General features: G+C 58.8%; 21 protein-coding genes. 17 read left to right on the plus strand and 4 right to left on the minus strand.

Annotated elements, in window-relative coordinates:
• The 7 genes from A6D6_RS10365 to A6D6_RS10395 all read left to right on the plus strand — a co-directional run bounded on the left by A6D6_RS10365 (position 1) and on the right by A6D6_RS10395 (position 8,847).
• Positions 1 to 1,191, plus strand: coding sequence for a CpaE/TadZ family protein (locus tag A6D6_RS10365; RefSeq protein ID WP_159660686.1), 1,191 nt, complete (start codon positions 1 to 3; stop codon positions 1,189 to 1,191).
• Positions 1,192 to 1,200: 9 nt separating this feature from the next.
• Complete coding sequence (locus A6D6_RS10370; protein ID WP_097059032.1) at positions 1,201 to 2,373, plus strand: TadA family conjugal transfer-associated ATPase; 1,173 nt, start codon at positions 1,201 to 1,203, stop codon at positions 2,371 to 2,373.
• A complete protein-coding gene (locus A6D6_RS10375; RefSeq protein WP_097059031.1) occupies positions 2,360 to 3,280 on the plus strand; it encodes a type II secretion system F family protein in 921 nt (306 codons plus the stop codon). Before A6D6_RS10370 ends, A6D6_RS10375 begins: the two co-directional genes overlap by 14 nt.
• Positions 3,273 to 4,145, plus strand: coding sequence for a type II secretion system F family protein (locus A6D6_RS10380; protein ID WP_236564071.1), 873 nt, complete (start codon positions 3,273 to 3,275; stop codon positions 4,143 to 4,145). The genes A6D6_RS10375 and A6D6_RS10380 overlap by 8 nt, the downstream gene beginning before the upstream one ends.
• A gap of 52 nt (positions 4,146 to 4,197) precedes the next feature.
• Positions 4,198 to 4,872, plus strand: coding sequence for a tetratricopeptide repeat protein (locus A6D6_RS10385; RefSeq protein ID WP_055099426.1), 675 nt, complete (start codon positions 4,198 to 4,200; stop codon positions 4,870 to 4,872).
• A gap of 290 nt (positions 4,873 to 5,162) precedes the next feature.
• A complete protein-coding gene (locus tag A6D6_RS10390; protein ID WP_159660687.1) occupies positions 5,163 to 6,911 on the plus strand; it encodes a pilus assembly protein TadG-related protein in 1,749 nt (582 codons plus the stop codon).
• A 46-nt stretch (positions 6,912 to 6,957) separates the two neighbouring features.
• Positions 6,958 to 8,847: a Tad domain-containing protein gene (locus A6D6_RS10395; RefSeq protein ID WP_159660688.1), complete on the plus strand. Its 1,890-nt coding sequence runs from the start codon at positions 6,958 to 6,960 to the stop codon at positions 8,845 to 8,847.
• A gap of 31 nt (positions 8,848 to 8,878) precedes the next feature.
• Here the strand turns inward: A6D6_RS10395 and A6D6_RS10400 are convergent, their stop codons facing one another.
• A complete protein-coding gene (locus tag A6D6_RS10400; RefSeq protein WP_159660689.1) occupies positions 8,879 to 9,661 on the minus strand; it encodes an IclR family transcriptional regulator domain-containing protein in 783 nt (260 codons plus the stop codon).
• Positions 9,662 to 9,829: 168 nt separating this feature from the next.
• Here A6D6_RS10400 and A6D6_RS10405 point away from each other — a divergent pair, with 168 nt between their 5' ends.
• The 7 genes from A6D6_RS10405 (at position 9,830) to A6D6_RS10435 (ending at position 15,838) form a co-directional block, all read left to right on the plus strand.
• Positions 9,830 to 10,951 (plus strand): C4-dicarboxylate TRAP transporter substrate-binding protein, encoded by a 1,122-nt coding sequence (locus A6D6_RS10405; RefSeq protein WP_159660690.1) that lies wholly within the window; start codon positions 9,830 to 9,832, stop codon positions 10,949 to 10,951.
• Between the two features lie 205 nt (positions 10,952 to 11,156).
• Positions 11,157 to 12,344: a CaiB/BaiF CoA transferase family protein gene (locus A6D6_RS10410; protein WP_159660691.1), complete on the plus strand. Its 1,188-nt coding sequence runs from the start codon at positions 11,157 to 11,159 to the stop codon at positions 12,342 to 12,344.
• A 20-nt stretch (positions 12,345 to 12,364) separates the two neighbouring features.
• Positions 12,365 to 13,363: an NADPH:quinone oxidoreductase family protein gene (locus A6D6_RS10415; protein ID WP_159660692.1), complete on the plus strand. Its 999-nt coding sequence runs from the start codon at positions 12,365 to 12,367 to the stop codon at positions 13,361 to 13,363.
• Positions 13,364 to 13,372: 9 nt separating this feature from the next.
• Positions 13,373 to 13,873, plus strand: coding sequence for a TRAP transporter small permease (locus A6D6_RS10420; protein ID WP_159660693.1), 501 nt, complete (start codon positions 13,373 to 13,375; stop codon positions 13,871 to 13,873).
• The gene (locus A6D6_RS10425) at positions 13,870 to 15,177 is read left to right on the plus strand and encodes a TRAP transporter large permease (RefSeq protein ID WP_159660694.1); all 1,308 of its coding nucleotides are present in this window, start codon (positions 13,870 to 13,872) and stop codon (positions 15,175 to 15,177) included. The genes A6D6_RS10420 and A6D6_RS10425 overlap by 4 nt, the downstream gene beginning before the upstream one ends.
• 74 nt (positions 15,178 to 15,251) lie before the next feature.
• A complete protein-coding gene (locus A6D6_RS10430; protein ID WP_080530188.1) occupies positions 15,252 to 15,461 on the plus strand; it encodes a type II toxin-antitoxin system VapB family antitoxin in 210 nt (69 codons plus the stop codon).
• Positions 15,458 to 15,838 (plus strand): type II toxin-antitoxin system VapC family toxin, encoded by a 381-nt coding sequence (locus A6D6_RS10435; RefSeq protein ID WP_080530189.1) that lies wholly within the window; start codon positions 15,458 to 15,460, stop codon positions 15,836 to 15,838. Before A6D6_RS10430 ends, A6D6_RS10435 begins: the two co-directional genes overlap by 4 nt.
• A gap of 99 nt (positions 15,839 to 15,937) precedes the next feature.
• On the opposite strand, the gene A6D6_RS10440 is transcribed toward A6D6_RS10435, so the two are convergent.
• Together A6D6_RS10440 and A6D6_RS10445 are read right to left on the minus strand one after the other, a co-directional pair.
• Complete coding sequence (locus A6D6_RS10440) at positions 15,938 to 17,140, minus strand: DesA family fatty acid desaturase (protein ID WP_133492751.1); 1,203 nt, start codon at positions 17,138 to 17,140, stop codon at positions 15,938 to 15,940.
• A gap of 72 nt (positions 17,141 to 17,212) precedes the next feature.
• Positions 17,213 to 19,222, minus strand: coding sequence for a hydantoinase/oxoprolinase family protein (locus tag A6D6_RS10445; protein ID WP_201303757.1), 2,010 nt, complete (start codon positions 19,220 to 19,222; stop codon positions 17,213 to 17,215).
• Between the two features lie 206 nt (positions 19,223 to 19,428).
• Here A6D6_RS10445 and mutM point away from each other — a divergent pair, with 206 nt between their 5' ends.
• The 3 genes from mutM (at position 19,429) to A6D6_RS10460 (ending at position 21,463) form a co-directional block, all read left to right on the plus strand.
• Positions 19,429 to 20,238, plus strand: a complete 810-nt coding sequence (gene mutM, locus A6D6_RS10450) for a bifunctional DNA-formamidopyrimidine glycosylase/DNA-(apurinic or apyrimidinic site) lyase (protein ID WP_159660695.1) — start codon at positions 19,429 to 19,431, stop codon at positions 20,236 to 20,238.
• A 294-nt stretch (positions 20,239 to 20,532) separates the two neighbouring features.
• On the plus strand, positions 20,533 to 20,883 hold the full coding sequence (locus A6D6_RS10455) for a hypothetical protein (protein WP_133492753.1): 351 nt from the start codon (positions 20,533 to 20,535) through the stop codon (positions 20,881 to 20,883).
• A 37-nt stretch (positions 20,884 to 20,920) separates the two neighbouring features.
• Positions 20,921 to 21,463: an outer membrane beta-barrel protein gene (locus A6D6_RS10460; RefSeq protein WP_159660696.1), complete on the plus strand. Its 543-nt coding sequence runs from the start codon at positions 20,921 to 20,923 to the stop codon at positions 21,461 to 21,463.
• A 153-nt stretch (positions 21,464 to 21,616) separates the two neighbouring features.
• Here the strand turns inward: A6D6_RS10460 and A6D6_RS10465 are convergent, their stop codons facing one another.
• Positions 21,617 to 24,718, minus strand: a complete 3,102-nt coding sequence (locus A6D6_RS10465; RefSeq protein WP_159660697.1) for an efflux RND transporter permease subunit — start codon at positions 24,716 to 24,718, stop codon at positions 21,617 to 21,619.
• Positions 24,719 to 24,726: the final 8 nt, after the last annotated feature.

The following is a 24,726-nucleotide window of genomic DNA, read 5'->3' on the forward strand; positions in this document are numbered from 1 at the left end:
ATGGCGGATAATGAAATCATTCTCTCGGTTATTGATGACGACAGCCTGCGCACCTGGCTGGACCGGGTGGTGGATAACTCCTTTCGTATGGAATTCGTTGGTCGCTCCGATGTAGGCAGAGTCCTGCGCTTACTAGAGGCCACTACCGCCCACGTGGTTCTGGTGGAAGTCAGCGAAGAGGAATTGAATCAATCGCTGGCCATCATAACCGCGCTGACCAGCGCACGCCCCTGGCTGACCGTCATTACCGTTTGCGCGCGCTCCAATCAGGAGCTGTTGCTGCAAAGCATGCGGGCCGGAGCCCGGGACTGTCTTGTCGCCGGTCACGATGCCACCGAGGTAAGGGATAGACTGAGACGTCACCAGTTAGTGCGCAGTGGGCATTATGACGATGAAAACCGGTCCACCACCGGCAATCTGATTCTGGTGACCGGCGCGGAGGCGTCGGTCGATACCCGCTTTCTGACCCAGAACCTGGCTATCGAATTAAGCCGGCAAAACCCGCAGGGCCGCACCCTTGCCATTGATACTCAATCCGAACGTGGCTGTTTTTACCTGGACAGCCATAGCCAATACACCTTGGAAAACCTGTTGGCCAGTCCGGAAACCCTGGATGAGACGCTGATCAATACCGCATTGGAGGAGTATCGTCCGGGGCTGCGTCTTCTGGCCGGCGGTAAAGCCGAGAGCCATCTGGGTGGAGATCGCAGTGCGGATCTGTTTATCGCCTTGAACGGGCTGATGCAGATGTTCGACCGCATCATCGTCAATATTGGCAATTTGCATAGCGAACACTGGGTGCGTGCCCTTGGCGTCCACACACAACATCTCCTCGTGGCGATTCATCCACTCGTTGATCATGCGCATGCGGCACGTGAATTGGTTGGTGACTGGCGTTCGCATATTGGCAATCAGGGACAGATGAAGATCGTTGTTGATGGCTATGTGAACGGCGTGCCGCCGTCTTCCGAGGAACTTGCCGATACCGCTGGCGCGGCACTTGCAGGCGTGTTGCCAATGGAGTGGAAGTACCGGGTTCTGGCCATTAATTCCGGCCAGACCATGCAGGACCAGGCCCCTCGTTCCCCCTATTGCCGCCAGATCGGTGGCCTGTTATCCAGGCTTGGGGAGCGCGGTGCAACACAAAGCAAAGGCGCCGGATGGTTTCGCCGGATTGCCTCCAAGGGTTAGGAGTAGAGTGTGACGGGGCGCATCGATCAGGAGTATCAGACGCTTAAGGACCACACTCATCGGTGGGTGGTGGAGCGTCTTGACGAGGCCGGTATCGAGGTTGGGCGTGCCTCGAGAGAACGCTTGAATGATTTCGTCAGGGGGCAGGTTTCTCAATACATTTCTCAGAATCGCGTGCCGCTTTCCACTCAGGATCTGAATCAGCTGATCCGGGATACACTGGATGAAGTGACGGGCTTCGGGCCGTTGGAGCCGCTTCTGGCGGACGAGCGGATCAACGATATTCTGGTGAACGGCCCCAATCAGGTTTTCGTCGAAATTGCAGGGGTTTTGCAGCACGCTCGAGTCCGTTTTATCAACGACGAGCATATACTTCGGATCATCCGTCGCATGTTGGCCCCTTTGGGCCGGCGTCTGGATGAAGCCAGCCCGATGGTGGATGCGCGTCTTCCGGATGGTTCACGTGTTAACGCGGTGATTCCTCCGCTGGCCCTGGAAGGGGCCACACTCAGCATTCGTAAATTTACCGGAAATCATCTTAGCGCCAAGGACCTTATTGCACGTGGCTCAATGACGGAAGCGTGTCTTGATGTGTTGGTTCGCGCGGTGGAATCCCGACGCAATATCATTGTCAGCGGAGGGACGGGTACCGGGAAGACCACAATGCTCAATCTCATCAGTCAGTATATTCCGCGAGAGGAGCGAGTGCTGACCATTGAGGACTCCGCCGAGCTGGTTCTGCACCATCCCCATGTGGTGCGTCTCGAAACCCGTCCTGCCAATACCGAAGGCAAGGGCCGGATTACTGCAAGGGACCTGGTCATCAACGCGCTGCGGATGCGACCGGATCGGATCATTCTGGGCGAGGTCCGGTCGGGGGAAATTATCGAGCTGCTGCAGGCCATGAACACCGGCCACGAAGGTTCCATGAGCACCATCCATGCCAACAGCACGCGTGATGCCCTTGTTCGTATCGAAACCTTGCTGGCGGTCAATGGCTACGATGCCAGTGAGAAAGCCATTGGCCGTCTGATTGGCTCCGCCCTGGACATTATTATTCAACTGGTCCGGATGCCAGACGGGCGTCGCCGGGTGTCTGATGTGGTGGCTTTGGCGCCGACCGCTGACAACCCATACAACATGGACTACCTCTATCGGAGTGAAGACCATGAATACGCTTAACTGGCTGGTCGCCTCCCAAATCCTGGCATTCCTTGCCGTCGCGACGGTGGTGTTGCAATGGTTGTGGTTCAATCTTCGACAGCAACGTCAGGTCAAGGACGCGGTTGAGCGGCGTCTGGCACTTGGTACTGAAAATGGTTCGGCACCGCCTGTGGACCAAGTGCTTAGTGGTAAGTTAGAACGTCTTCTGGTCCCTGCGGGCATTCGCCTCTCGGATAGCCAGGTGATGGTTGTCGGTGCCTTTCTGATCGTGCTTGTTGTCGCAATATTCCTTCTCCAAGGGCCGGTAGCAGCGCTGGTTGCGATGGCTTTGGTTGTGATGACGTTGCTCGTTTACTGGAAGTTTCGTTTTGAGCAACAGCGGCGTCGTATCAATGAAGAGTTACCGGGAATTATGGAAACGGCGTTGAGGTATATGGATGCGGGGCGGTCTCTGGAGCAGTCTCTGGTGGAGTCATTCCGTGAGGCTCATCCGGTTTTCGATCCCCTGGCGTTCAGGCTTCGTAGTGCCGTGGAGGCGGGACGGGATTACACGTCCCTCTTTGAAGATTTTTCTTCATTGTACAAAATCCCATCTCTGATCCTGGTGTCCATCGCGCTTAGGACCTCAGCTCGATTCGGCTCGTCGATCCGACCGATCATGCAGCAGGTGGCTGGCTCCCTAAGATCGCAGCAGGAATTGCGTCGTGAGTTCATGGCCGCCACTTCCGAAACGCGATTTACAGCAGGTGCCTTCGCCATTATTCCAATGGGGCTGGCGGCTTACATGATCCTGATGAATGAGAGCTACTCGGAGGTGCTGTTAAAAACAAGTACGGGCCATACCATGCTGGTGGTAGCAGGCGTCCTTCAGGGGTTGGGAATTCTCGTCATTCTGAAAATGATTCAGGGGGTGGGGCGTGTATAACGGTTGGCTTATATCTTCCGCCGTGGTTGCCATCGTTGCCGGTGGTTGGGTGATCCTGAAAAGTCGGGAGTGGGAAAGCCGAGCCCGTATTAGTGATCGCATGCGATCCTCGCCGGATAGCGCGGAAGAACCTGTATCCCGCAGTGCTCTGGAGCGGCTGGCATGGCGTTTTGCACATTCTTCTCTGACACGGGACGACTTCATAGAAATTCAGCAGGCAATGGCAGCGACAGGAAGAAGCAATGCCAGCGCGCAGTTGATGTACCTTCTGTACTGCTGGCTGATCCCCGCCGGCGTTATCCTGTTGGGTTTCATTTTTCTCGGGTTGCTTGGAGGAATGCTTTGTGCTGCCGCGGCGTTTATTTTGCCGAGAAGGATTATTCGCGGTATCGGCCAATCAGCGGAAAAACAACAGAATCGGGAAGCTGTTGAGCTGTGCCACATGACAAGGATGTTGATGGAGGCCGGGCTTTCCCTGGAGCGTGTGATGCGGATGATAGCTGCTCAGGCCCGCCCATTAATGCCGAAGCTGATTCTCCGAATTGATCGTTTTAATCGCTTGATGGAATCCGGTGCGGAACGTAACCAGGCGTTGGATGAGCTGGGCGAGAACCGCAAGATTCCAGTGCTGAGAAGCTATGTTTTGCTCATGAAGCAAAGCAGTCAGTTGGGAGCAGGGGTGTCCTCCAGTCTGGAGCAGATTATTCAGGAAGCAAGGGACGTCGAACGCTCCAAGCTGAAGGAAGAAACCAATCGAATTGGCGCTAAGATCACGGTGGTCATGATGGTTTTCATGCTACCAGCATTGTTCATCATTATCGGCGGGCCGGCGGTGATTTCCATCGCCGACGCCCTTTCTCGCTAGCCGAAATATAAAGAGAGAAACTGCAATGTGTAAAAGCAGATGGAAAGAAGGGATGCATAAAGCGGTGGGGATCGCGGCGGTAGCATTACTTGCCGCGGGGTGCGCCAGCAAGCCGGTATCAAAACCCGTCACGGCGTCGGACCGGGTTGATTTGGATCGGATCAGCTGTAACGAAGTGGTGCAGCCGGAGCAACAGGTTCAGATTGAGATGATCGACTCTCTGATGTCACGGGACCGTGATCACGCGGCCTTGGCAAAAATCGAGGATCAGCCTCTGAGTACCGTGGAGCATTGGCTCCGGTACGGTCAGCTCAAGGCGGCCACCGGGCAGCTTGATGATGCTCAAGCCATCTTTGAAGTGCTGGTTGATAAGTGCGGCACAGGGGAGAGTCACCATGGTCTCGGCATGGTGCTTCTGAAGAAAGATGATGTTCTGGCTTCGCTCGATCACCTGAAAGTGGCGCGGGAGAGGGCCCCGGCGTCCTCCCAGGTCCGTAATGATTACGGATATGTGTTGATGTTGGTGGGGCACTATAAAGAAGCGGCTTATGAGTTGAGAACCGCCATGGAACTGGCGAACGGGCAAGGCCCGGTGCGGCAAAATCTGGCGGTGGCTTTCCTGTTGACGGATGACGAAGACGGCCTGCGCTGGATGAAGAAGGAATACGATTTCAATGCGGACGAGTTGGCCTATGCGAAACAGCTGGCCGGTCACTTTGTGAGGTAAGGATATGAAACTGATTTTGGCGTCTCTGATCCTGGTGCCCGCGCTAGCTGGTGCGGACGGTGTCAGTCCTGAAGGTAAACACTATCCTTCTGGTATGAGTGGTGATCTCCAGGGCCAATCCTCCAGGACGTATACGCGCTCAATGTTGAACGAACAGGCCCGTAGCGGTGGTGCGGAAAGTAGCGAAATAGCCGCCCCGGTCTATGTGGATTCACAACGCCGGTTGGCCGAGTCTTTCCGGCACCCCATCCCTGACAGCTTTGGGGAGCAAACTCGCGGAGAGAATTGACATGAAACGTCAGCGTGGAGCACTCACGGTTATCACGCCGTTGATTATCATCATGATAGTTCTGTTTTCCGCGTTGGCGTTGGACGGCGCACGCCTTTATTCCGTACGTTCGCAAATGCAGAGCATCGCCAACGTCGCTGCCACGGCGGCCGCTGATGCTGCTCAGGCATGCTACGGCGGAGAAGTGAGCTCAACCAGTATCGAGGTGGTGGCCAAGGCAGTTGCCGATGAACACGGTATGGGCGAGCTTGGCGGCGTGCTTGTGGTTCAGCCGGGGGTTGTTGAACGAGGTGCCGATAACACGCTGGGCTTTCGCCAGGTCGACAGCCTCGTCAGCGAGAGCAATGCCGTGCGAGTCGAGTATTCTCTCCCGGATACACCCATATCCCGACTGATTCCGGGGTTGCTGGGTGACGTTGATCTGAAGCGTGTCGCGGTGGCGAAGAAAGAAGTTATCGCAACGGTGAGCGCCGCTGGGTCAACGGCGGTTGTCGGTGGTCCGGGCGGTAACGCCGGGTTGTTGGGCACGGTACTGGGGGGCTTGCTGGGCGTATCTGATTTTACTCTGGACGCCACCAGTATTGAGAGCCTGGCGGGAACCACATTTGCGCTTGGCGGCTTCCTGGAGTCCATCGGCGTGGCCGGTGGTTTGAGGGCGGTGGATGATCTTGTCGGTGCTGATGATATCCTTCAGGGGATTTTGGCAGGTTTGGATCCTGCCAGTGATGCGGCTGCCGTCGTTCAGGATATGTTGTCGGATGCGGGCCTCGTGGACACCAATGTGAGGCTGGATCAGGTTATTAAGCTGATAACGGATGTGCAGTATCCAGATCAGACCCCTGTTCCCGTGTATGACACCGTTGTGGCGCTGGCTCTGAATCTTCTTGATGGCGTCACTTCAATTCCTGTTGATGCCAATATCAACGTGCTTGGCATAGCCAGTGCCGACTTGTCGCTGGTAGTGGATAAGCCGCCAACGGTGGTGGTCGGGCCGGCGCGAACGGATGCTCAAGGCATGCCACTGGTGGAGTTTGAGGCTGCCGATATAACGCTTGCTCTTCTGGTTGAGGCAGATCTTCTTGGTATTGCTAAAGTGGAGGTTCCCCTGGCGGTTGAGACGGGAGGGGGATCTGGTTTTCTTGAATATGCGGATTGTGCATCCGGCGCAAGTAATAACGTTCTTTTTACGTTGAACATGCAGCCCAAAGTGGCCACCGTCTCGACAGGGGTGATTACACCGTCCGGCAGCTTGGAAGTTAAAGGCATTAGCGCTGAGTTGCTGCCCGCCTTGAAGGATATTTTGGCCAGTATCGTTATTGAGGCGACTATTGAGGAGCTGAAAGTTGGTTCCGCCGTCAACTCGATCAGAACGCTTGATTATGACCTTTATGAGAGGCAGGCAAACAGTGTGACAGTGGGGGGAGGCACGGACTTGCACCTCAGTAGCGGGGACTTCGATATTTTGAAGGTTACAGTGCCGCCACCCAAGGACTGTGGCCTTTTAGGCCTGGGTTGCCTTCTTAGTGATCTCCTCGAGCCTATTCTTGGTGTCGTAACCGGTGCAGTGGACGAGCTGCTTAAATCCGGTGTAATTGATCTGGTAGGTAACATTCTGACCATGATTCTTGAGCCGCTCCTGAATGCTCTGGGGCTTCACCTCGGAGGCATGACGGTAAGCGTAACAAGCGCGGATCAGGGCGCCGTGACGTTGTTGGATTGTGGCACTGGGGCGTGCGATTTAATTCAGTGATCACATTGGTCATCGATTGATTTACTTTGGGTTGTGAGTTCGCAGTATGAAACGTCAGGCCGGCGCCTTGAGCGTCGTTACCCCGCTTTTGGTTATCGTAATTCTGATTCTATCGACCTTGGCTCTCGACGGCGCAAGGTTGTTCTCTCTGAGGAAAGACCTTCAGGCGCAGGCGAATCTCGCCGCCACAGCCGCGGTAGGTAAGGCAAACACGTGTGGGGGCGATGCCGCGGAGGAGATGGTCAGCCGGGCTCGAGCAGCGATGCTGTTACAGGCTGATGCTCAAGGGCTTGATGGAAAAACCCAGAGCATTTCTGTTCAGGAGGGGATTATCACCGCCCGGGATGGAAAAGTTCTGAGCTTCGAACCCGCCGATAACTTTCTGATGACGAACGGTGTCGCGGTTGAAATAAAACGGGTAGAGCCAATAAGCAGACTTCTTCCTGAATCCGTGCTCGGATCAGTAACTCTGACCGCTTCAGCGGCAGCTCAGAAAGAAGTGTACGCCACTTTCTATACGGAATCGTTCACCGCGGAACTTTCCACCGCCAAATCGCCGCTTTTGGAGCCGATATTCCGGTACGTCCTTGGTGATAGCCAGTTGACGCTGAAGGCGCTGTCATTGGAACAGCTGGCGCATACCGTCATTGATCTTGAGAGCTTGCTTCACCATCTCACCACCGAAATGCCGGTGCTCGGTGATCTGGGGCTTGGTGAGATTCTTGGATCGGATATTCCCGCCCATGTTGTTGTTGGGGCGCTGAAAAGCGTTGATGGGCTTACATCCGATACTCTGGCCATGTTGGATGAGATCATTGCCGCCCCGGGTATCCATACCAATATCAAGTTAGAGGATGTTGTTGGTGTGCTGGGCGACGGTGCCGTGGATGCGGGTGCAAAAATTCCCCTTCTGGAGGCGCTTAGCGGCATCGTGCTGGACCTGGCTAACCGGCCTCCGTTCAATGGTGTGATCGAGGTGGATCTGGAAGGGCTTCTGGGGCCTCTGGGTTTGGATGAGAACCTGGAAGTAAAGCTTGAGATTGAGCTTGAGAACACCCCCAAGCCCATTATCGCGCCAGCAAGGATGGTCCAGGGCGATAACGGCACGGAATGGATAGGGTCGCTGGCGGGCGCGGATATTATTTTGCGTCTGGTGTTGTACATGAACATCGGCGCCGCGGAATTCAGTGGCTTGAAGCTCTCTGTTCCGCTGGAACTTCGGACGGGGGCCACCACGGCACGATTGGTTGGGGCGGATTGCGCCGCCGGGTCGGTTAATACGGTAAACTTCGACTTCGAAGTGGAGCGGTCGGTACTGTCCCTGGAAACCATTCACGATGGTAAGTACGACGGCATTGAAGTGGGTGTCCTGGTGGCGGACGAAGAGCCCGAGGGCGTTTGTTTCCCGGCTATTGCCAAGGCCTTTTGTCCGGTATATCGGGAAGACGTTACCTGGACACACAAGTACACCGGGCTGCTGGGAACTAAGTACGGGGACTGCTGCTACCCGCCAGTTAAAGCATGCGGGAAAGGGTTGGTGGATGTCCGTATAAGCTCGACGCCGGTTACTGGCGAGGCGGTGCCGACGAGCATGTTGTATTTCGATGACTTGCCACTTGATGCTTTTGAGGCGATCTCCGAAGAGGTGTCAGGCGACACAGGTTCGGTACTGAGAAAAAGTGTTACCAACCTGCTTGATGGTATTAGTGTGGATCATGCCAGTATTGCCTGTATTCCTTTGGACGGATTGCTGAACGGTCTTGTGGACGTGATTACGCCAGTGTTGGACGGCTTGTTGGTGCCGTTGTCCGATTATCTGTTGGGGCCGTTGCTGGAAGCCTTGGGTGTGAACCTGGGAACAGCTACGGTGCACGTCATCGCTGCGGAGCAACCTTCGGTCAAGCTGTTGCAATACTGTGGTCCGGAAGGCTGCTAACACCGAGGCGCGGCGGTTTGGAGCCAATGGCTCAACCGCCGTGCCGCAACTCCCCATTAATCTTCTCCGCCGTCTTTCGCAGCTCAGGCAATAACCGCTCAATCATACCTTCCTCATTGGCCTTGCTCGGCGCCAAAGTGAGGTTGATAGCGGCGATGGTTTTGTTTTCCCTATTCTTGATCGGCACGGAGATGCCGAACATGCCTTCCTCCAGTTCCCGGTCAACGATGGACCAGCCCTTGGCGCCGTCTTCCAGAATCGCTCGCTTGAGTTCCGCTTTGTCGGTGATGGTGAAGCGGGTGTAGGGGGTGAGCTCCAGGTTGTTGAGGTAGTGGTCGAGTTCTTCGGGGGGCAAGTCGGCCAGCTGGATCCGCCCCAGGGAGACCACGTGCGCGGGCAGGGTGCTGCCCACGTTGAGGGTGCTTTTGAGCAGTTTACGGGTGGGGACCCGCATCACGTAGTAGATGTCAGAACCGTCCAGCACCGCGATGGAGCAGGATTCCTGAACGCTTTGCACCAGTTCCTCCATGTAACTCTGGGCGAAGGACCAGATCTCCATTGAGGAGAGGTAGGAGAAACCCAGGTTCAGCATGCGGGGAGTGAGCCAGAACTGCTTGCCGTCGGTGTTGGCGTAGCCCAGGGCGGTGAGGGTATGCAGCAGGCGTCTGGCACTGGCCCGGGAGATGTCGGCCCGCCGGGCGACATCGGACAGGGATTGCCTGGCGGCGCCTTCTCCGAAAGTGGTGATCACCTTCAAACCCCGCATGAATCCGCTGACCAGCAGGGACTCAGCCTTCTCTTTATGTGCCGCCATCGGTACCACTCCGTCCAGGGACGTTTTGACATTAACGAAAGTTTCGTCTTATCTTACTGGTGTTCTTTTAGGGAACACAATGTGCGTATAGCGAACAATAATCAAGATGGGGTTGCAACACAACCCCCGAACTCGGAGAAAGCTCCACGAGAGCTTGGAGAGAGTCTCATGGCTAACAACAACAGCAATCGATTGATATCCGCGTTGCTCGGTGGCCTGGTCGCCGTGGCTTCCCTGGTGCCGGCATTGGCTTTTGCGCGTGATCTGACTTACGGCAGTTATCTGCCGCCTCACCATCCCACCAGTGAGGGGATCACCACCTTCATGGCGGCGGCGAAGACGCGGTCCGATGGCGAGGTGTCTTTCAAGTTCTTTCCGTCCGGGGCGGCGGCCTCGGGCAAGGAGATGCTGTCGGCGGTGAGCGACGGCATGATCGACGGCGGTTTCCTGGTGACCGTTTATTTCCCTACGTCCATGCCGGCGAACATGGTCATCAGCGATCTGTCGTTCTGGGACCGGGACTCGCTGGCTGCGTCCGCCGCGTCGGTGGACACCATTCTCAATGACTGTCCGCAATGCCTTGAGGAGTACAAGGAGCAGGGCGTGCGCTTCCTCGCCAGTTACGCCACGCCGCCTTACCAGGCCATGTGCAAGGACCGGTTTGACGAAGGTTTTGACGCCGAGGGCAAACGCATGCGCGTGGCCGGTGAAGAGATCGGTCGTTGGGTGTCGGGTATCGAGGGTATTCCGGTCAACATTCCCAATAGCGAATCCTACGAGGCCATGGAACGCAGCCAGTTGGACTGTGTCATCGGTGCCACCAGCTGGTTGAAATCCTTGTCGCTGATGGAAGTGGCCAACAGCGTCGTCGAGTTGCCCATGGGGGCTTTTCTGGGCGGTTCGTTGCTGAATGTGCGTGAGGCCGTCTGGGAGGATCTGGACGATAAAGGGCGCCAGGCATTGATTGATGCGGCGCCGGTAGGGCTCGCGCGTACCTTGTACGCGTATCAGAAGGAAGAACAGGACGTACGAAAGCTGGCGCGGGAACAGAACATTCACTTCGTTGAAGTATCCGATGCGCTCAAGCAACGTCGTGAGGCTTTCATGCAATCCCAGATTGAGCAATCGGCCCGGAATGCGGCCAAGCGTGGTGTCGAGCATCCGGAAAAGATCGTCGAGAGTTTCATCAAGAATCTGGAGAAGTGGGAAGGGCTGCTCGAAGGTAAGGAACTCACCGAGCAGCAGTACGCCGACCTGTTGAAGACCGAAATCTACGACAAGGCGTTTTGATGGACCGTGCCGGTTCAGGGCTCTGGAGGTGGCTACAAAGCCACTGTAGGAGCTTGCCTGCAAGCGAACTCCTGGAACGGGAGATGATTCGCTGCCAAGGCAGCTCCCCACAGCGGCTCCGTGGTTTCCCTTTGTGGGAAGCTGCCTTGGCAGCGAATGGCGTGCTAGCGCGCCGGTTTCTTCTCACTTCACAGGTTATTGATTGATGAATACCGCTACAACGCAGTTCAAGCCGTTTGACGGGGTCCGGGTCCTGGATATGAGCCAGGGGCTGGCCGGGCCTTACGCGGCGCAGATGCTTCTGATGATGGGCGCCACGGTGGTGAAGGTGGAGCCGCCCCAGGGAGACTGGGGCCGGGTGATGGGGCTGGCACGCAGCGGGCACAGCGCTCTGAGCGTAATCGCCAACTGGGGTAAGAAAGGTATCTGCGTGGATGCCCGGAATGAACAGGGACGGGAGGTGATCAAACGCCTGGTTGGTTGCTCGGATCTGGTGATGGAAAGCTTCCGGCCTGGTGTAATGGAAAAGCTCGGGTTGGGGTACGACGTCCTGAAGTCCATGAATCCCGCCATTGTACTGGGCTCCATTTCCGGTTTTGGCCGCACCGGTCCCCACGCATTGCGCGCGGGCTCGGACAGCATTCTCCAGGCGGCCACCGGCATGGCGGCCATGAACGGTACGGACCAAGGCGAGCCCCGGCGGGTTGGTATGCTGGCGGTGGATATGATCACCGGTTTGTACGCCGGTTACGCATTGTCCGCGGCGATTCACGAGCAGCGGGCCACCGGTGTTGGCCGCCATCTGGATTTGTCTCTGCTTGGTGCCTCAATGGCTTTTCAGGCCATGCCGATGGTGGAGTCGTTCCTGCAGGGCGGAGAAAAAAGAAAACCGGTGACGGTGCCCTCGGGCAATTTCAACGCCGCCGATGGTCAACTCTCGGTGGTGTGCTTGCGTAATGAGATGTTCTTCGCCCTGGCAAAGGCGCTTGGCCATGAAGAGTGGGCAACCGATCCACGTTTTGCCGATAACGAGTCACGTCAACGCAATGTGGATACCCTGCACGACCTGCTGGCGGATATTTTTCCGACACAATCCAGGGAGTACTGGATTGATCGCCTCAATCAGGCGGGTGTGCTTTGTGGACCGGTGAACAGCTATTCGTCGTTGCGTGAGGATGCCCAGGTGGAGGCCCTGCATTTGTTGGCGGACGTGGACCAGCCAGACTTCGGTGCCTTTCCTTTCCCTGCGTTTCCAGGGGCGGAGAACCGGGCGGACGAGTTGCCGCCGGCGCCGGCTTTGGGGCAACACACCGTGGATGCCCTGCGAGGCGCGGGCTTCGCCGAGGCGGAGATCCACAACTTGTTGTCATCCGGTGCCTGCATGCAGGCGTGAGAAAGAATAAGGAGCAGGTGATGCGAGCAGTGCTTTGTGACCGGTTCGGGTCTTATCAGGACCTGGTGTTATCCAGGGTACCCAGTCCGGCGTTGGCGGAGGGCTGCGTGCGTATCGCCGTGCACTTCGCCAGCGTCAGCTACGCCATCTCCTTGATGGTGGCGGGGACCTATCAACGCAAAATGACGCTGCCTTTTGTTCCCGGCACGGAGGTATCCGGAGTCGTTACCGAATGCGGCCCCGGCGTTAACGATCTCAAAGTGGGGCAGCGGGTGGCGGCCATTGTCGATTGCGGCGCCTTTGCTGAAGAGGTGGTGATCGACCGGGCCACCGTCTACCCGGTTCCGGAGGCGGTGCCATTGGAACAGGCGGTGGCTTTGCCCCTGTCGTTCGGTACCGCGACCACGGCATTAAAACGGGCCGGGGAGCTGGCTAATAAAACGGTTCTGGTGACCGGTGCCGGAGGGGCTCTGGGGCAAGCCGCTGTACAGGTGGCTGCTTTGCTTGGAGCCAAGGTCATCGCCATGGCCAGCTCGCCTGCAAAGCTGGACGCGGCTTTGAAGGTGGGCGCCTCGGAAGGGATCGATTACTCCACCGGGGACGTGGTGAAGAAGGTTAAGGCTTTGACGGACGGGCGCGGCGCCGATGTAGTGTTCGATCCGGTGGGTGGCGACGTGTTCGTGTCGCTGATTCGGGCCACGGCGGTGGAAGGAGCCATTCTTTCGCTGGGTTTTGCCAGCGGTGACATTCCCGCCGCGCCGGTGAATCTGTTGTTGGTGAAGAACATCGGTTTGCTGGGGGTGAATTTTTCCGAGTACGTGGGTTGGGGAAAAGAGGATCGGCGTCATCAATTCTCCGATGAAATCCAGTCGATGATGCGCTGGCTGTTCCAGTCCGCGGCGGAAGGAGAAATAAATCTCGCCACGCCCGAGCTGTTCCGATTCGAGCAGGTGACGGAAGCCATCGATCAGGTGGTTAAGCGCCGGGCCGTGGGTAAGGTGGCATTACGTATTCGATGAGGTTGGATTATGAACCGGCTAATAAAAAAGACAAAGAATCTGGCCACCAATGTGGTCGGCGCAATGATTGTTCTGATGATGGTGCATGTCACCACCGAAGTGCTGCTGAGGTTGCTGTTCGGCATGCATATCCCGGGAACCATGGAAGTCGTTGCTTACTACTACATGGTGGCGGCGGTGTTCATCGGTATCTTTATTTGTGTGGTGGAGGATAGCCACATTCGCGTGGATGTATTGGTTCAGCATTTTGGCAAACGGTTGAAATCCGCTTCGGATATCTTCGGGTTGCTGGTGATAACGCTGTACTTTGCCCTGTTCTCCTACGGTCTGTATTTGCAAGCGGTTAAAAGCTGGGGACGCCGGGAAGGCGTGGACGCGGTGTTCTTTGAACTGTCGATCTGGCCATCTCGTTGGATTGCATGGGCGGGCGTTTCCCTGGCCGCTCTCGCGGCGGTGTATCTTCTGGTCCGTCTACTGCGCGGTAGATCCGGGCGGGAGATGCCATCATGAGCGCGGTGCAGGTCGGGTTCGCTTGTATCGCGTTGTTGTTGGTGCTGTTGGCGCTGCGTGTGCCGATCGGGGTCTCGCTCGGGGTGAGCGCCTTCACCGGGTTACTCTCTCTGCGTGGGCTGGACGCGGCGTTCGCCTTGATGGGCTCCACCACGTTTCAGTTCATCGCCCATTGGTCGTTGACCGCCATTCCCATGTTTATCCTGATGGGCGCGATTGCCTTCCATACCGGTTTGACGCGGACCCTGTTCGATGCGGGCAAGGCCTGGCTGGGTTTCCTGCCGGGCGGGTTGGCGATCGCCACCAATGTTTCCAGTGCCGGTTTTGCCGCCGCCAGTGGTTCCAGTGTGGCGATGGCCGGTGCCATGTCCCGTCTTGCCGTACCGGAAATGCTGAGGGCCCGGTACGATCCTGGCCTGGCCACGGGGGTGGTGGCGGCGTCTGGAACGCTGGGAGCCTTTATCCCTCCGAGTATTCCTTTTGTGCTTTATGCGGTTTTCATGGAGGCGTCCGTCGGACAGTTGCTGATGGCGGGGATTATCCCTGGCCTGCTGACCATGCTGGCCTATGCGGTATTGATCATCACCCGAGTGAAGCTGAATCCGGACCTGGCGCCGGGTACGGCGCAGGCCTACTCCACCCGGGACCGTTGGGTATTGTTGCTCAAGTCCTGGCCGCTGCCAGTGATCGTCGCCGGTGTGGTCGGCGGGCTTTATACCGGAACGGTGACGGCCACCGAGGCAGGCGCTTTTGGTGCCTTCGTGGCGATCGTGGCCGCCTTGCTCCAGGGTTCCTTCAGCTGGACGGCGATGCAGCAGGCGGTGTCGGAAACCGTCACCAGCACCGCGTCGATTTTTCTCATTGCCATCGGCGCTGTGTTGTTCAGTCGTATGCTCACGCTCAGCCAGATTCCCATGAACATTGGTGTCTGGGTGGAAGATTACGCAGTGGCGCTGTGGATGTTCTTGCTGGCGGTCACGGTGTTCTACATCGTTCTGGGTATGTTCCTGGATCCGATCGGCTTGATGCTGGTGACCCTGCCGGTGCTGGCGCCTTTCGTCATCGCGTTTGATATCGACGTGATCTGGTTTGGCGTGCTGGTGGTGAAGTTCATCGAGATCGGTTTGCTGACACCGCCAATAGGATTGAACCTGTTCGTGGTCAGTGCCGGGGTGGGCGACAAGGTGCCGTTCGGTCAGGTGGTGCGAGGCACGGTGTGGTTCCTGGCCGCGGAAGCGGTGGTGCTGATTCTGCTGATGACGTTTCCGACGTTATCCCTGCTGTTGCCTTCGCTGATGTACTAACCAGGATGGTGCCATATTGACGAGATGATGAATTTGATGCACTGTGGCATCAATAATGATGACCGAGCGTCGATATGCGTACCACAATCACGATTGACGATGCCCTCTACGAGCAGGCATTGGAGCTGGCTGAAGCAGGCTTGGATAAACCCGCGGATATTCTTCGGGAGGCCATCAAAACCTATGTTCGGGTCCAAGCCGCGCGCCGCCTGGCCGCTTTGGGAGGAGCCTCACCTGATATGGAGGATATCCCGCGGCGGCGTGAGGAGCCGTTCCAGGAATGAGCGTTTTGGTGGATACCTCGGTATGGGTGGCGCACTTCAGAGAAAAAAATGAGGCGCTGATCAACCTGATGGAAATGGACCGTGCCCTGGTGCATCCCATGGTCTTGGGCGAGCTTGCCTGTGGGACTCCGCCTGAGCCTCGGCAACGAACTTTGGGCTACATAGGTCTATTGCGGCCGAGTAATCAGGCCAGCCTTAAGGAGGTCATGACGTTCGTTGAGCAAGAAAGCTTATACGGTCGAGGTTGTGGTTTGGTGGATATGATGTTGCTCGCTTCAACCCTCATCACTCCCGAAGGGAGGCTTTGGACGTTGGATAAACGCTTGGCCGGATTGGCGGATGAATTTGACGTGGCGTACCAGCCGCATATGCATTAGGTACAGCGTTGGGGGGGATTCGCGAGCAAGCTCGCTTCCCACAGCGGCTTCGTAGTTCTCTCTGTGGGAAGCGAGCTTGCTCGCGAATAGCTTTACTAATCAGGCCCGGGCCGGTTGCGGCTGGTAGCCTTTCAGCGCGGTGACGAAATCCTGCAGAGCGTGAATGCCGGACTCCTCGGCTTCACGGCACCATTGTTTCAGCGCATCCAGCATCTCCGCGGAATTGCGGCTGGTCTGGCTCCAGATTTCCTGCAGACGCAGGCGGTATTCGTAGATAGTGGCCAGCGTGTGATTGTGCTCGGTCAGCCGTTCCAGACGTTGCTGATGACGCGGTTTGAAGAAACGCTGGTCGCGGTACAACAGGGCCCGGGCGCGGCGGTAGAAACCGCGAGTGGCTTCGCAGGCGCGGGCTTGCTCCTGCTGGAATACCGGTTTGATTACCGTGCGGCGGTAGTGAGCCATCACCTGGAAACGGTGTTGCACCAGGGCTCGCACGGTGTCCAGATCGATGCTCGGGCGAGTGGGGTTCAGCACCGGTTTCGGCGCCAGTTTTTTCACTTTGGCCAGGCCCAGCATTTCGAACAGGCGGATCCAGGCCCAGCCCATATCGAACTCGAATCGGCGCACCGACAGCTTGGCGGAGCTGGGGTAGGTGTGGTGATTGTTATGCAGCTCTTCGCCGCCAATCAGAATACCCCACGGCAGAATGTTGCGTGAGGCGTCCTTGCATTCGAAGTTGCGGTAGCCCCAGTAGTGGCCGATGCCGTTGATCACGCCAGCGGCGAACAGCGGAATCCACATCATCTGCACCGCCCAGATGGTTACCCCGGCGAAGCCGAACAACAGGATGTTGGTCAGTGCCATCAGCACGATACCGAGCATGGGGAAGCGGCTGTAGACGTTGCGTTCCATCCAGTCGTCCGGGCAGCCGGCGCCGTATTTGTCCAGGGTTTCCTGGTTCAGCGCTTCGGCCTGGTAGAGCTCCGCCCCTTCGCGCAGTACTTTGCGGATGCCAAGTACCTGCGGGCTGTGCGGGTCTTCCTCACTATCGCAGTGGGCGTGATGCTTGCGATGAATGGCGGTCCAGGCGCGGGTGTTCATGCCCGTGGTCAACCACAGCCAGAAACGGAAGAAATGTTTCAACACCGGATTCAATTCCAGCGCGCGGTGGGCGGAATAGCGGTGCAGATAAACAGTGACGCTGACAATGGTCACATGGGTCAGGGCCAGGGTGATCAGCACCAGGCTCCAGGGGCCCAGAGCCAGGAGGCCCTCGGACAGAAACATCAGGATGGTGTTCATAATAATCCGGCTTGCGGCGGTAGTAGTCCGTTAGAAAGCGAATGTCGCCGATTCGTTCCTTGAGCCTCGACGTTATAAACGGGTAAGCAATAAATGGGCCGATGGATGCACCCGGGCCTGCCAATCAGCTTCTATATAGATGGTGCCTACCGGTTCGAAGATCAATGCGGGGCCGTAGATTACCTGATCGGCTCCCAATTCGTCCCGCCGGTATACAGGAATTTTGGTTTTGTTTCCTTCTTCGTTTTGGGCGGCTTTCTTACCATCCACGGAGCGGTAAACCGGAGCCTCCCAGGCTGGCAAGCCCTCGCCCCGTGGCGCCTGGCCGGGTGAGGGCGGTCGCGCCTCGGCCAGGCACCGGACCCGAAGATTCACCCGTCGTACCGGTAAGGACAGTCGGTGGCCATAACGTTGCTCGTGCAGATCATGGAAGGCGGCTTCGCTTTGCGCGGGATTCTCTCCCTGCCAGGGCAGGGTCAATACGGAGGACTGGCCCTGATAGCACAGGTCCAGGCCGGTTTCGGTGCGGATCCGGTTGGTGTCGATGCCTTCCGCCTCCAGTTCCGCCCGGGCCTGGAGCTCCAATTGCCGAGCCAGAGTCAGAATATGCGCGGCCTCGGCATCCGCCGGCAGCGCCTGGATGCGTTCACGCTGGCGCGGCGCGTAGACCAGCCCCTCCGCCGACAGCACGCCGGCGCGTACAGGCACCACCGCCTGGTGCATGCCGAGGTTGGCGGCCAGGGCGCACACGTGCAGGCCACCGGCACCACCGAAACTCACCAGTGTGAAGTCCCGCGGGTCAAAGCCCTTCTGGATCGAGATCACCCGCAGAGCCTGGCTCATATGCTCGTTGGCCAGATCAATGATGCCTTGCGCGGCCTGGGGTACCGGCATGCCGAGTCGTTTCGCCACGCGGGCAACGGCGTCGTGGGCTTGGGCCGGATCGAGACGCAGGTTGCCGCCCAGGGCAAATTCCGGCTGCAGTCGGCCCAGCACCAGATTGGCGTCGGTGACCGTGGCCCGGGTGCCGCCCTGGCCGTAACAGGCCGGACCGGGGCTGGCGCCGGCGGATTCCGGGCCCACGTGCAGTAGGCCGGCGTCATCCACTTGGGCCAGGGAGCCGCCACCGGCACCAATGGTGTGCATGTCGACCATGGGCACCGCCACCGGATAAGGGCCGATACGGCCCTGGCGGGTCAGGCGGATGTCGCCATCCAGCAGCGCCACGTCGGTGGAGGTGCCGCCCATATCGAAGGTCATCAGATGATCGCGGCCCAGCGCCTGGCCCAGGCGACGGGCCGCGTTGAGGCCGCCGGCGGGGCCGGAGAGCAGCAGATTCACCGCCCGTTCGGCGGCTTGATCGGCGGCGATGGTGCCGCCGTTGGATTGCATGATGGTCAACGGTGCCGGCTTGGTGTGCTGTTTCAGCCGTGCCAGATAGTCCGCCATGCGGGGGGAAAGCCAGGCGTTCAGCCAGGTGGCCATGCCGCGCTCGTACTCGCCGCGGGTCGGCAGGATGTCGCTGGACAGGCTCACCGGGTAGCCGGCTTGCCGGAGTGCCTCGCCGAGCCGCTGCTCCGTATCGGGGGCCAGATAGCTGAACAGCAGGTTCACCGCCACGGATTCCGGATCATGGCCGCGAACCGCCTCCACCGTTTGCCGGATCATCTCTTCCGTCAGCGGGAGCAGAGTGTTCCCCTGGGCATCCAGGCGGGTATCGGCGCCGATCACCGGGGTATCGTGCAGCGCGGTATGGGTTGGCAGCGGCCGCAGATTATATAGCTCCGGCCGGTTCTGGCGGCCGATGAGGAGCAGATCCTCAATGCCGGAGTTAGTAATTACTACCGTTCTGGCGCCTTTGTTTTCAAGGGCGGCGTTGGTGGCCACGGTGCTGCCGTGGACGATGACCAACTCCCCCCGGCTGAGGGCTCCGGAGAGCCCCATATCCTCGATGCCCCGCAGGATGGCCTGCTCCGGAGCCGCCGGCGTGGACAGGACTTTATGGATGCGCGGCTGTTCGCCGCCCAGCAGGACGAAATCCGTGAAAGTGCCGCCGGTGTCCACGCCTAGCCAGTACCGCATCGTTGCTCCGCCAGTGTTAAAGCCATTCACCGCCTGCGCAAGGACGGCGCCGCGGGTATCATAACCGTCCTGGGCGAGGGCTGCCCATTAGCCGCTGCTTTCGCGAGCAAGCTCGCTTCCCACAGGGGGCTACGGAGCTGCTGTGGGAAGCGAGCTTGCTCGCGAATACGCCCGACAACTCCCATTTACCTTCCAAGGAGCCGTAAATGCCCGAATTGCCCGAAGTGGAAACCACGCGGCGGGGGATTGAGCCTCATTTGACCGGGCGCCGTCTGCGGTCGGTGACAGTGCGCGAGCCCCGATTGCGCTGGCCGGTGGACGAGCGGGTAGCGGCTTTGCGGGATCGGCCGGTGCTCGCGATGCGGCGGCGCGCCAAATACTTGCTGCTGGATCTGGACGGCCTGCATCTGGGCATGCACCTGGGCATGTCCGGAACGCTGCGAGTGGTGCCGGAAGACGCACCGCCGCGCAAGCACGATCATGTGGATCTGGTGCTCGATTCCGGGCAGTTATTGCGCTTCAACGATCCCCGCCGGTTCGGCGCGGTGCTTTATCTGCCGGACCTGGAGCAACACCCTTTGTTCACCGGCCTGGGCCCGGAACCGCTGGATGCCGCCTTCACCGGAGACTGGCTGCACCGGCGCAGCCGTGGCCGCAAGGCATCGGTGAAGACGTTCATCATGGACAACGCCACGGTGGTGGGCGTTGGCAACATTTACGCGCAAGAAAGCCTGTTCTTGGCGGGAATTCACCCTTCCCGGCCAGCGGGGCGCATCAGCCTGGCTCGTTACCGCCTTCTGGCGGAGGCTATCCGGGAAGTCCTGGCACGGGCCATCGAGGCCGGGGGCACCACCTTGCGGGACTTCACCCGGGTCGACGGTCAGCCCGGGTACTTTGCCCAGGAATTGCGAGTCTATGGCCGCGCGGGAGAGCCTTGCCGGCAGTGCGGAACGCCGCTGCGGGGCGGGCGCCACGGCCAGCGCAGTACGGTGCACTGTCCCCGTTGTCAGCGCTGAGGCGGGTTCAACCGCTTTCTGAACTCAGTGTGCTATCGTATTGTTTATCTACGAATAAAGATTTAGATTGTGAACCAGTAGTCAGCACGACTGCTGAATTGGGGTAACAATGCCCCGGCGACTCAGCAAAAGGGGGGAGCCCGGACCATCTTCTTGTGTGGGGGTTGTACCTGTGGGGGGTGAGTCGCCGCTCCCGCGGTCGAGGGACGGCCGCGGGGGCTCCTATTCAGAACGGTCGGCATGAAACCGGCCATTCCTGCTATCCAACGAGAACCTGTCGAAGAGGGACTCACAATGAAGCGAGCCCTGCGCCTGCTGGCGGCCGCCACCATCATCTGCACCGTATCCCAAACCGCACAAGCCCGTCCCATGGACGAAGACGCCGATCAGCCGTCGGCGCTGGCCATGTTCGGGGACGCGGTGATCGTCCGGCCGGTCATGGCCGTCGGTACGGTGGGCGGTCTGGCCGTGTATACGGTAATGTTACCGTTCTCCGTGCTCGGTGATAATGAAGGCGAAGCCGCCGAAGTGCTGGTGAAGAATCCCGCCCGCGCCACTTTTTTGCGTTGTCTGGGCTGCACGCCGACGCAACATGAGCGCAAACAGGCGGAGAAAAAAATACGAGAAGCCAACGCGGCGCAATAATCGCGCCGCTACCGATTGATCTTTCGAGGAGTCCGCTATGCAACGTTGCGTGGCTGCACTGGCCGCCGTGGCCATGGGGATGGGTGTATCCGTGGCGCACGGCGAAGCCTACGTGTCCCTGGGATACGGATATCATGAACAGGATGACCGTTTTTTCGGTGATGATCGCTTCGAGACCGGCGACCTGATCGCCAAGCTGGGCGGCCGTATCAACCGCTGGTTCGCGGTGGAGATGCGCGGCGGTTCCACGATGAACAGCAACGAAGACCGCCTCAATGGCACCTCTATCAAAGGCGAGTACCGCCAGAAATATTTCTACGGCGCCTATGTAAAGCTGAGCGGTCCCAACGCCACCATGGCCACGCCGTATCTGATTGGCGGTTATACCGAAGGCAAGGAAGAAATGGACGTGGATGGCGGCGGCAAGGTCTCGGACAAATGGTATGACTCGTCCTACGGCCTGGGGATCGATTTCGGCGTCAGCGAGCGCTTCGACGTCAACGTGGAATACATGTTCTATCGTGACAAGGACAACGTCACCCTGAAAGGTCCCGCCCTGTCCGCTTCCTGGACGTTCTGAATCCGCCATACGTGGGAGTTCTCCCGCCAAGGCAGGACGAAGCTCCCACAGCGGCTTCGTAGTCTTGTCTGTGGGAAGCGAGTTCACTCGCGAATGGTATGTGCGTATAAGCGGCTGTCCCACAACAGTGGGACAGCACTGGCCCAACTCCGATCAAGTCTCCGCCGGTTCCGGCAATGTCTCCGTCTCTTCGTCACCATGCCCTTCGTTACGGCCCAACAGCATGTACATGGCCGGCACCACGAACAGGGTGAACAGGGTGCCGATGGTCATGCCGGCGGCCACCACCAGACCGATGGCGAAGCGGGCGCCGCCGCCGGGGCCGGCGGCGATCAGCAGCGGAATCATCGCCAGCACCAGAGCCGCCGTGGTCATCAGTACCGGACGCAGGCGCACGGCGGCGGCGTGTTCGATGGCCTCCCGTTTGCCCATGCCCTCTTCCTGCATCTTGTTGGCGAACTCCACGATCAGAATCCCGTGTTTCGATATCACCCCGATCAAGGTCACCAGCCCCACCTGCGTGTAGATGTTGAGGGTGGCCAGACCCAGGCTGACGAAGATCATGGCGCCGCACACGGACATGGGCACCGTGACCAGCATGATGATCGGGTCGCGGAAGGATTCGAACTGGGCCGCCAGAACCAGGTAGATCACGATCAGGGCAAAGAAGAACGTGATCATCAGATCGCTGCCTTCTTTCTTGAACTGCCGAGACTGCCCGGAATAGTCCAAGCTGTAGCCGGGAGGCAGCACTTCCTGTGCGGCGCTTTCCAGAATGCCGAGCGCTTCGCCCAGCGTCACCCCGGGGCGCTGCACGCCGGAAATGGTCACCGAGTTCAACTGCTGGAACCGTTTCAATTGTTGCGGTTGCACGGTTTCTTCCAGACGCACCAGGGTGGCCAGCGGAATCAGTTCGCCGGAGCCGGTGCGAATGTAGTATTGCTGCAACTGTTCCGGCGTCAGCCGATCGCTGCGCTGAACCTGGGGAATCACCTTGTAGGACCGGTTTTCCAGGGAGAAGCGGTTGGCGTAAGCGCCGGACAACATGGCGCCCAGTTCCTGCGCCAACTGACGCATGGTGATGCCCAGTGATGCGGCTTTCTCCCGGTCGATAACGATGTTATAGCGCGGCTTGTCGATCTTCAGGTCCGTATCCAGGAAGATGAACTTGCGGCTTTCCTGCGCCTTGCCCAGGATCTCGTTGGCCAGTTCCTGCAGATTCTCGGTGGGTTCGGTGGTGCCGATAACGAACTCCACCGGCAACATGCCACCACCGCTGGGCAGGGACGGTGGCACGAACACCGCCGATTGCAGACCGGCGACGCTGTTTACTTGCTCGGACAACTGTTGCTGGAACTCGTGAGTGGTGACATCCCGCTCATTCCAACTGTCCAGCACGAAGCCCGCCAGGGCGGTGTTGGAGGCGGCGGTACCGGCGCCACCGCCAAGGCCGTTGAGCAGGAAGATGTTTTCCACCGCCGGGGTGTCGGCGGCGATCTGTTCCAGCTCCCGGGTGAACGGCTCCAGGTAGTCCAGCGTCACGTAAGGGTCGGCGGTGGAGGAGACCAGCACGAAGCCCTGGTCTTCCTTGGGCTCCAGTTCGCTCGGCGAGGTGACGAACAGGAAGTAACAGGACACCAGAATGATCAGACCGAACACCAGCACCGTGGGCACGTCATTCAGGGCGCCGTGCAGTCGCCGCTCATAGCTGCCGGCCAGTTTCTCGAACTGACGGTTCAGCCAGGCTTCAAAGCGATTGCCGCGATGCTCCGGGTCGTGGGCCTTGAGAATCTTGGCGCACATCATCGGTGACAAGGTCAGTGCCACCACCCCGGACAGCAGCACCGCGCCGGCCAGGGAGAAAGCGAATTCCACGAACAGCGTGCCGGTGAGCCCGCCCATGAAACCGATCGGCAGGTACACCGCCACCAGCGTGGTGGTCATCGCCACCACCGGCCAGGCCAGCTCGCGCGCACCCTTGAGTGCCGCGTCCTTGGGAGACAGTCCCTCCTCCACATGGCGATGCACGTTTTCCAGGACAATGATGGCGTCGTCCACCACGATGCCGATGGCCAGCACCATGGCCAGCAAGGTCAGCAGGTTGATGGAGAACCCCATCAGCAACATCAGGAACAGAGCGCCGACCATGGAAAGTGGCACGGCGATGGCGGGAATCAACACGGTGCGGAAGGAGCCAAGGAAAGCGTAAATCACCAGAATAACGATGAGCACCGCTTCCACCAGGGTCTTCACCACCTCGTCGATGGAGTCCTGAATATACTCGGTGCCGTCGTAAGGAATATTGCCTTCCAGACCCTCCGGCATTTGCGGAAAGATCTCGTCTTCCAGCACCTTCCTTACCTCGGCGATCACGTCCAGGGAGTTGGCGTCCGGGGCCACTTCGATACCCATGAACGTGGCCTTCTGGCCGTTGAAGGTCACCGAGGCGGCATAGGATTCCGATCCCAGCTCCACGTCGGCCACGTCCTCGAGGCGCACGATGGCATTGTCCTGGGCGCGGATCACCAGACGCCGGAAGCCGGCGACGTCATTGAGGTCGGTTTCCGCCTTGAGGTCCAGCGCCACATTGGTGCCCTTGGTGCTGCCCACCGCGGCGAGGACATTGTTCTGCTCCAGCGCGGCATAGACATCGGAAGGAGTGATACCCAGCGCCGCCATGCGCTCAGGCTTCAGCCAGGCGCGCATGGCGAAGGTGCGGTCACCGAGAATCCGTGCCCGCTGCACACCGTTGATGGTGGCCAGTTTTGGCTGCACCACGCGCACCAGATAATCGGTGATCTGGTTGTTATCCAGTACCTGGGAGGAAAACGACAAATACATTGCGGCGATGTCATCACCGATGGCCAGCTCCACCGTGGGGTCCTCGGACTCCTCCGGCAGCTCGCTGCGCATCTTGTTCACCTTGGCGACGACCTGCGTCAGGGTTTCGTTGGGATCCTGGCCCAGCCGCACATAAGCCTGGATTGAGGACGCCCCTTGCAGGGATGTGGAAACCAGATAGTCGATGCCGTTCGCCGAAGCGATTTCCTGTTCCAGCGGCGTGGTGATAAAGCCCTGGATCAGGTCCGCGTCGGCACCGGTGTAAATGGTGGTGACGGTGATCACCGCGTTTTCCAGCTCGGGATACTGACGTACGTTCAATTCCGTGGCGGCGCGCAACCCGAGAAGCAGAATAAACAGGCTGACCACCGAGGCCAGAACCGGTTTATTGATGAAGATATCCGTGAATTTCATGGGCGACC

Source organism: Alcanivorax xiamenensis, assembly GCF_009846745.1.
GTDB lineage: Bacteria > Pseudomonadota > Gammaproteobacteria > Pseudomonadales > Alcanivoracaceae > Alloalcanivorax > Alloalcanivorax xiamenensis.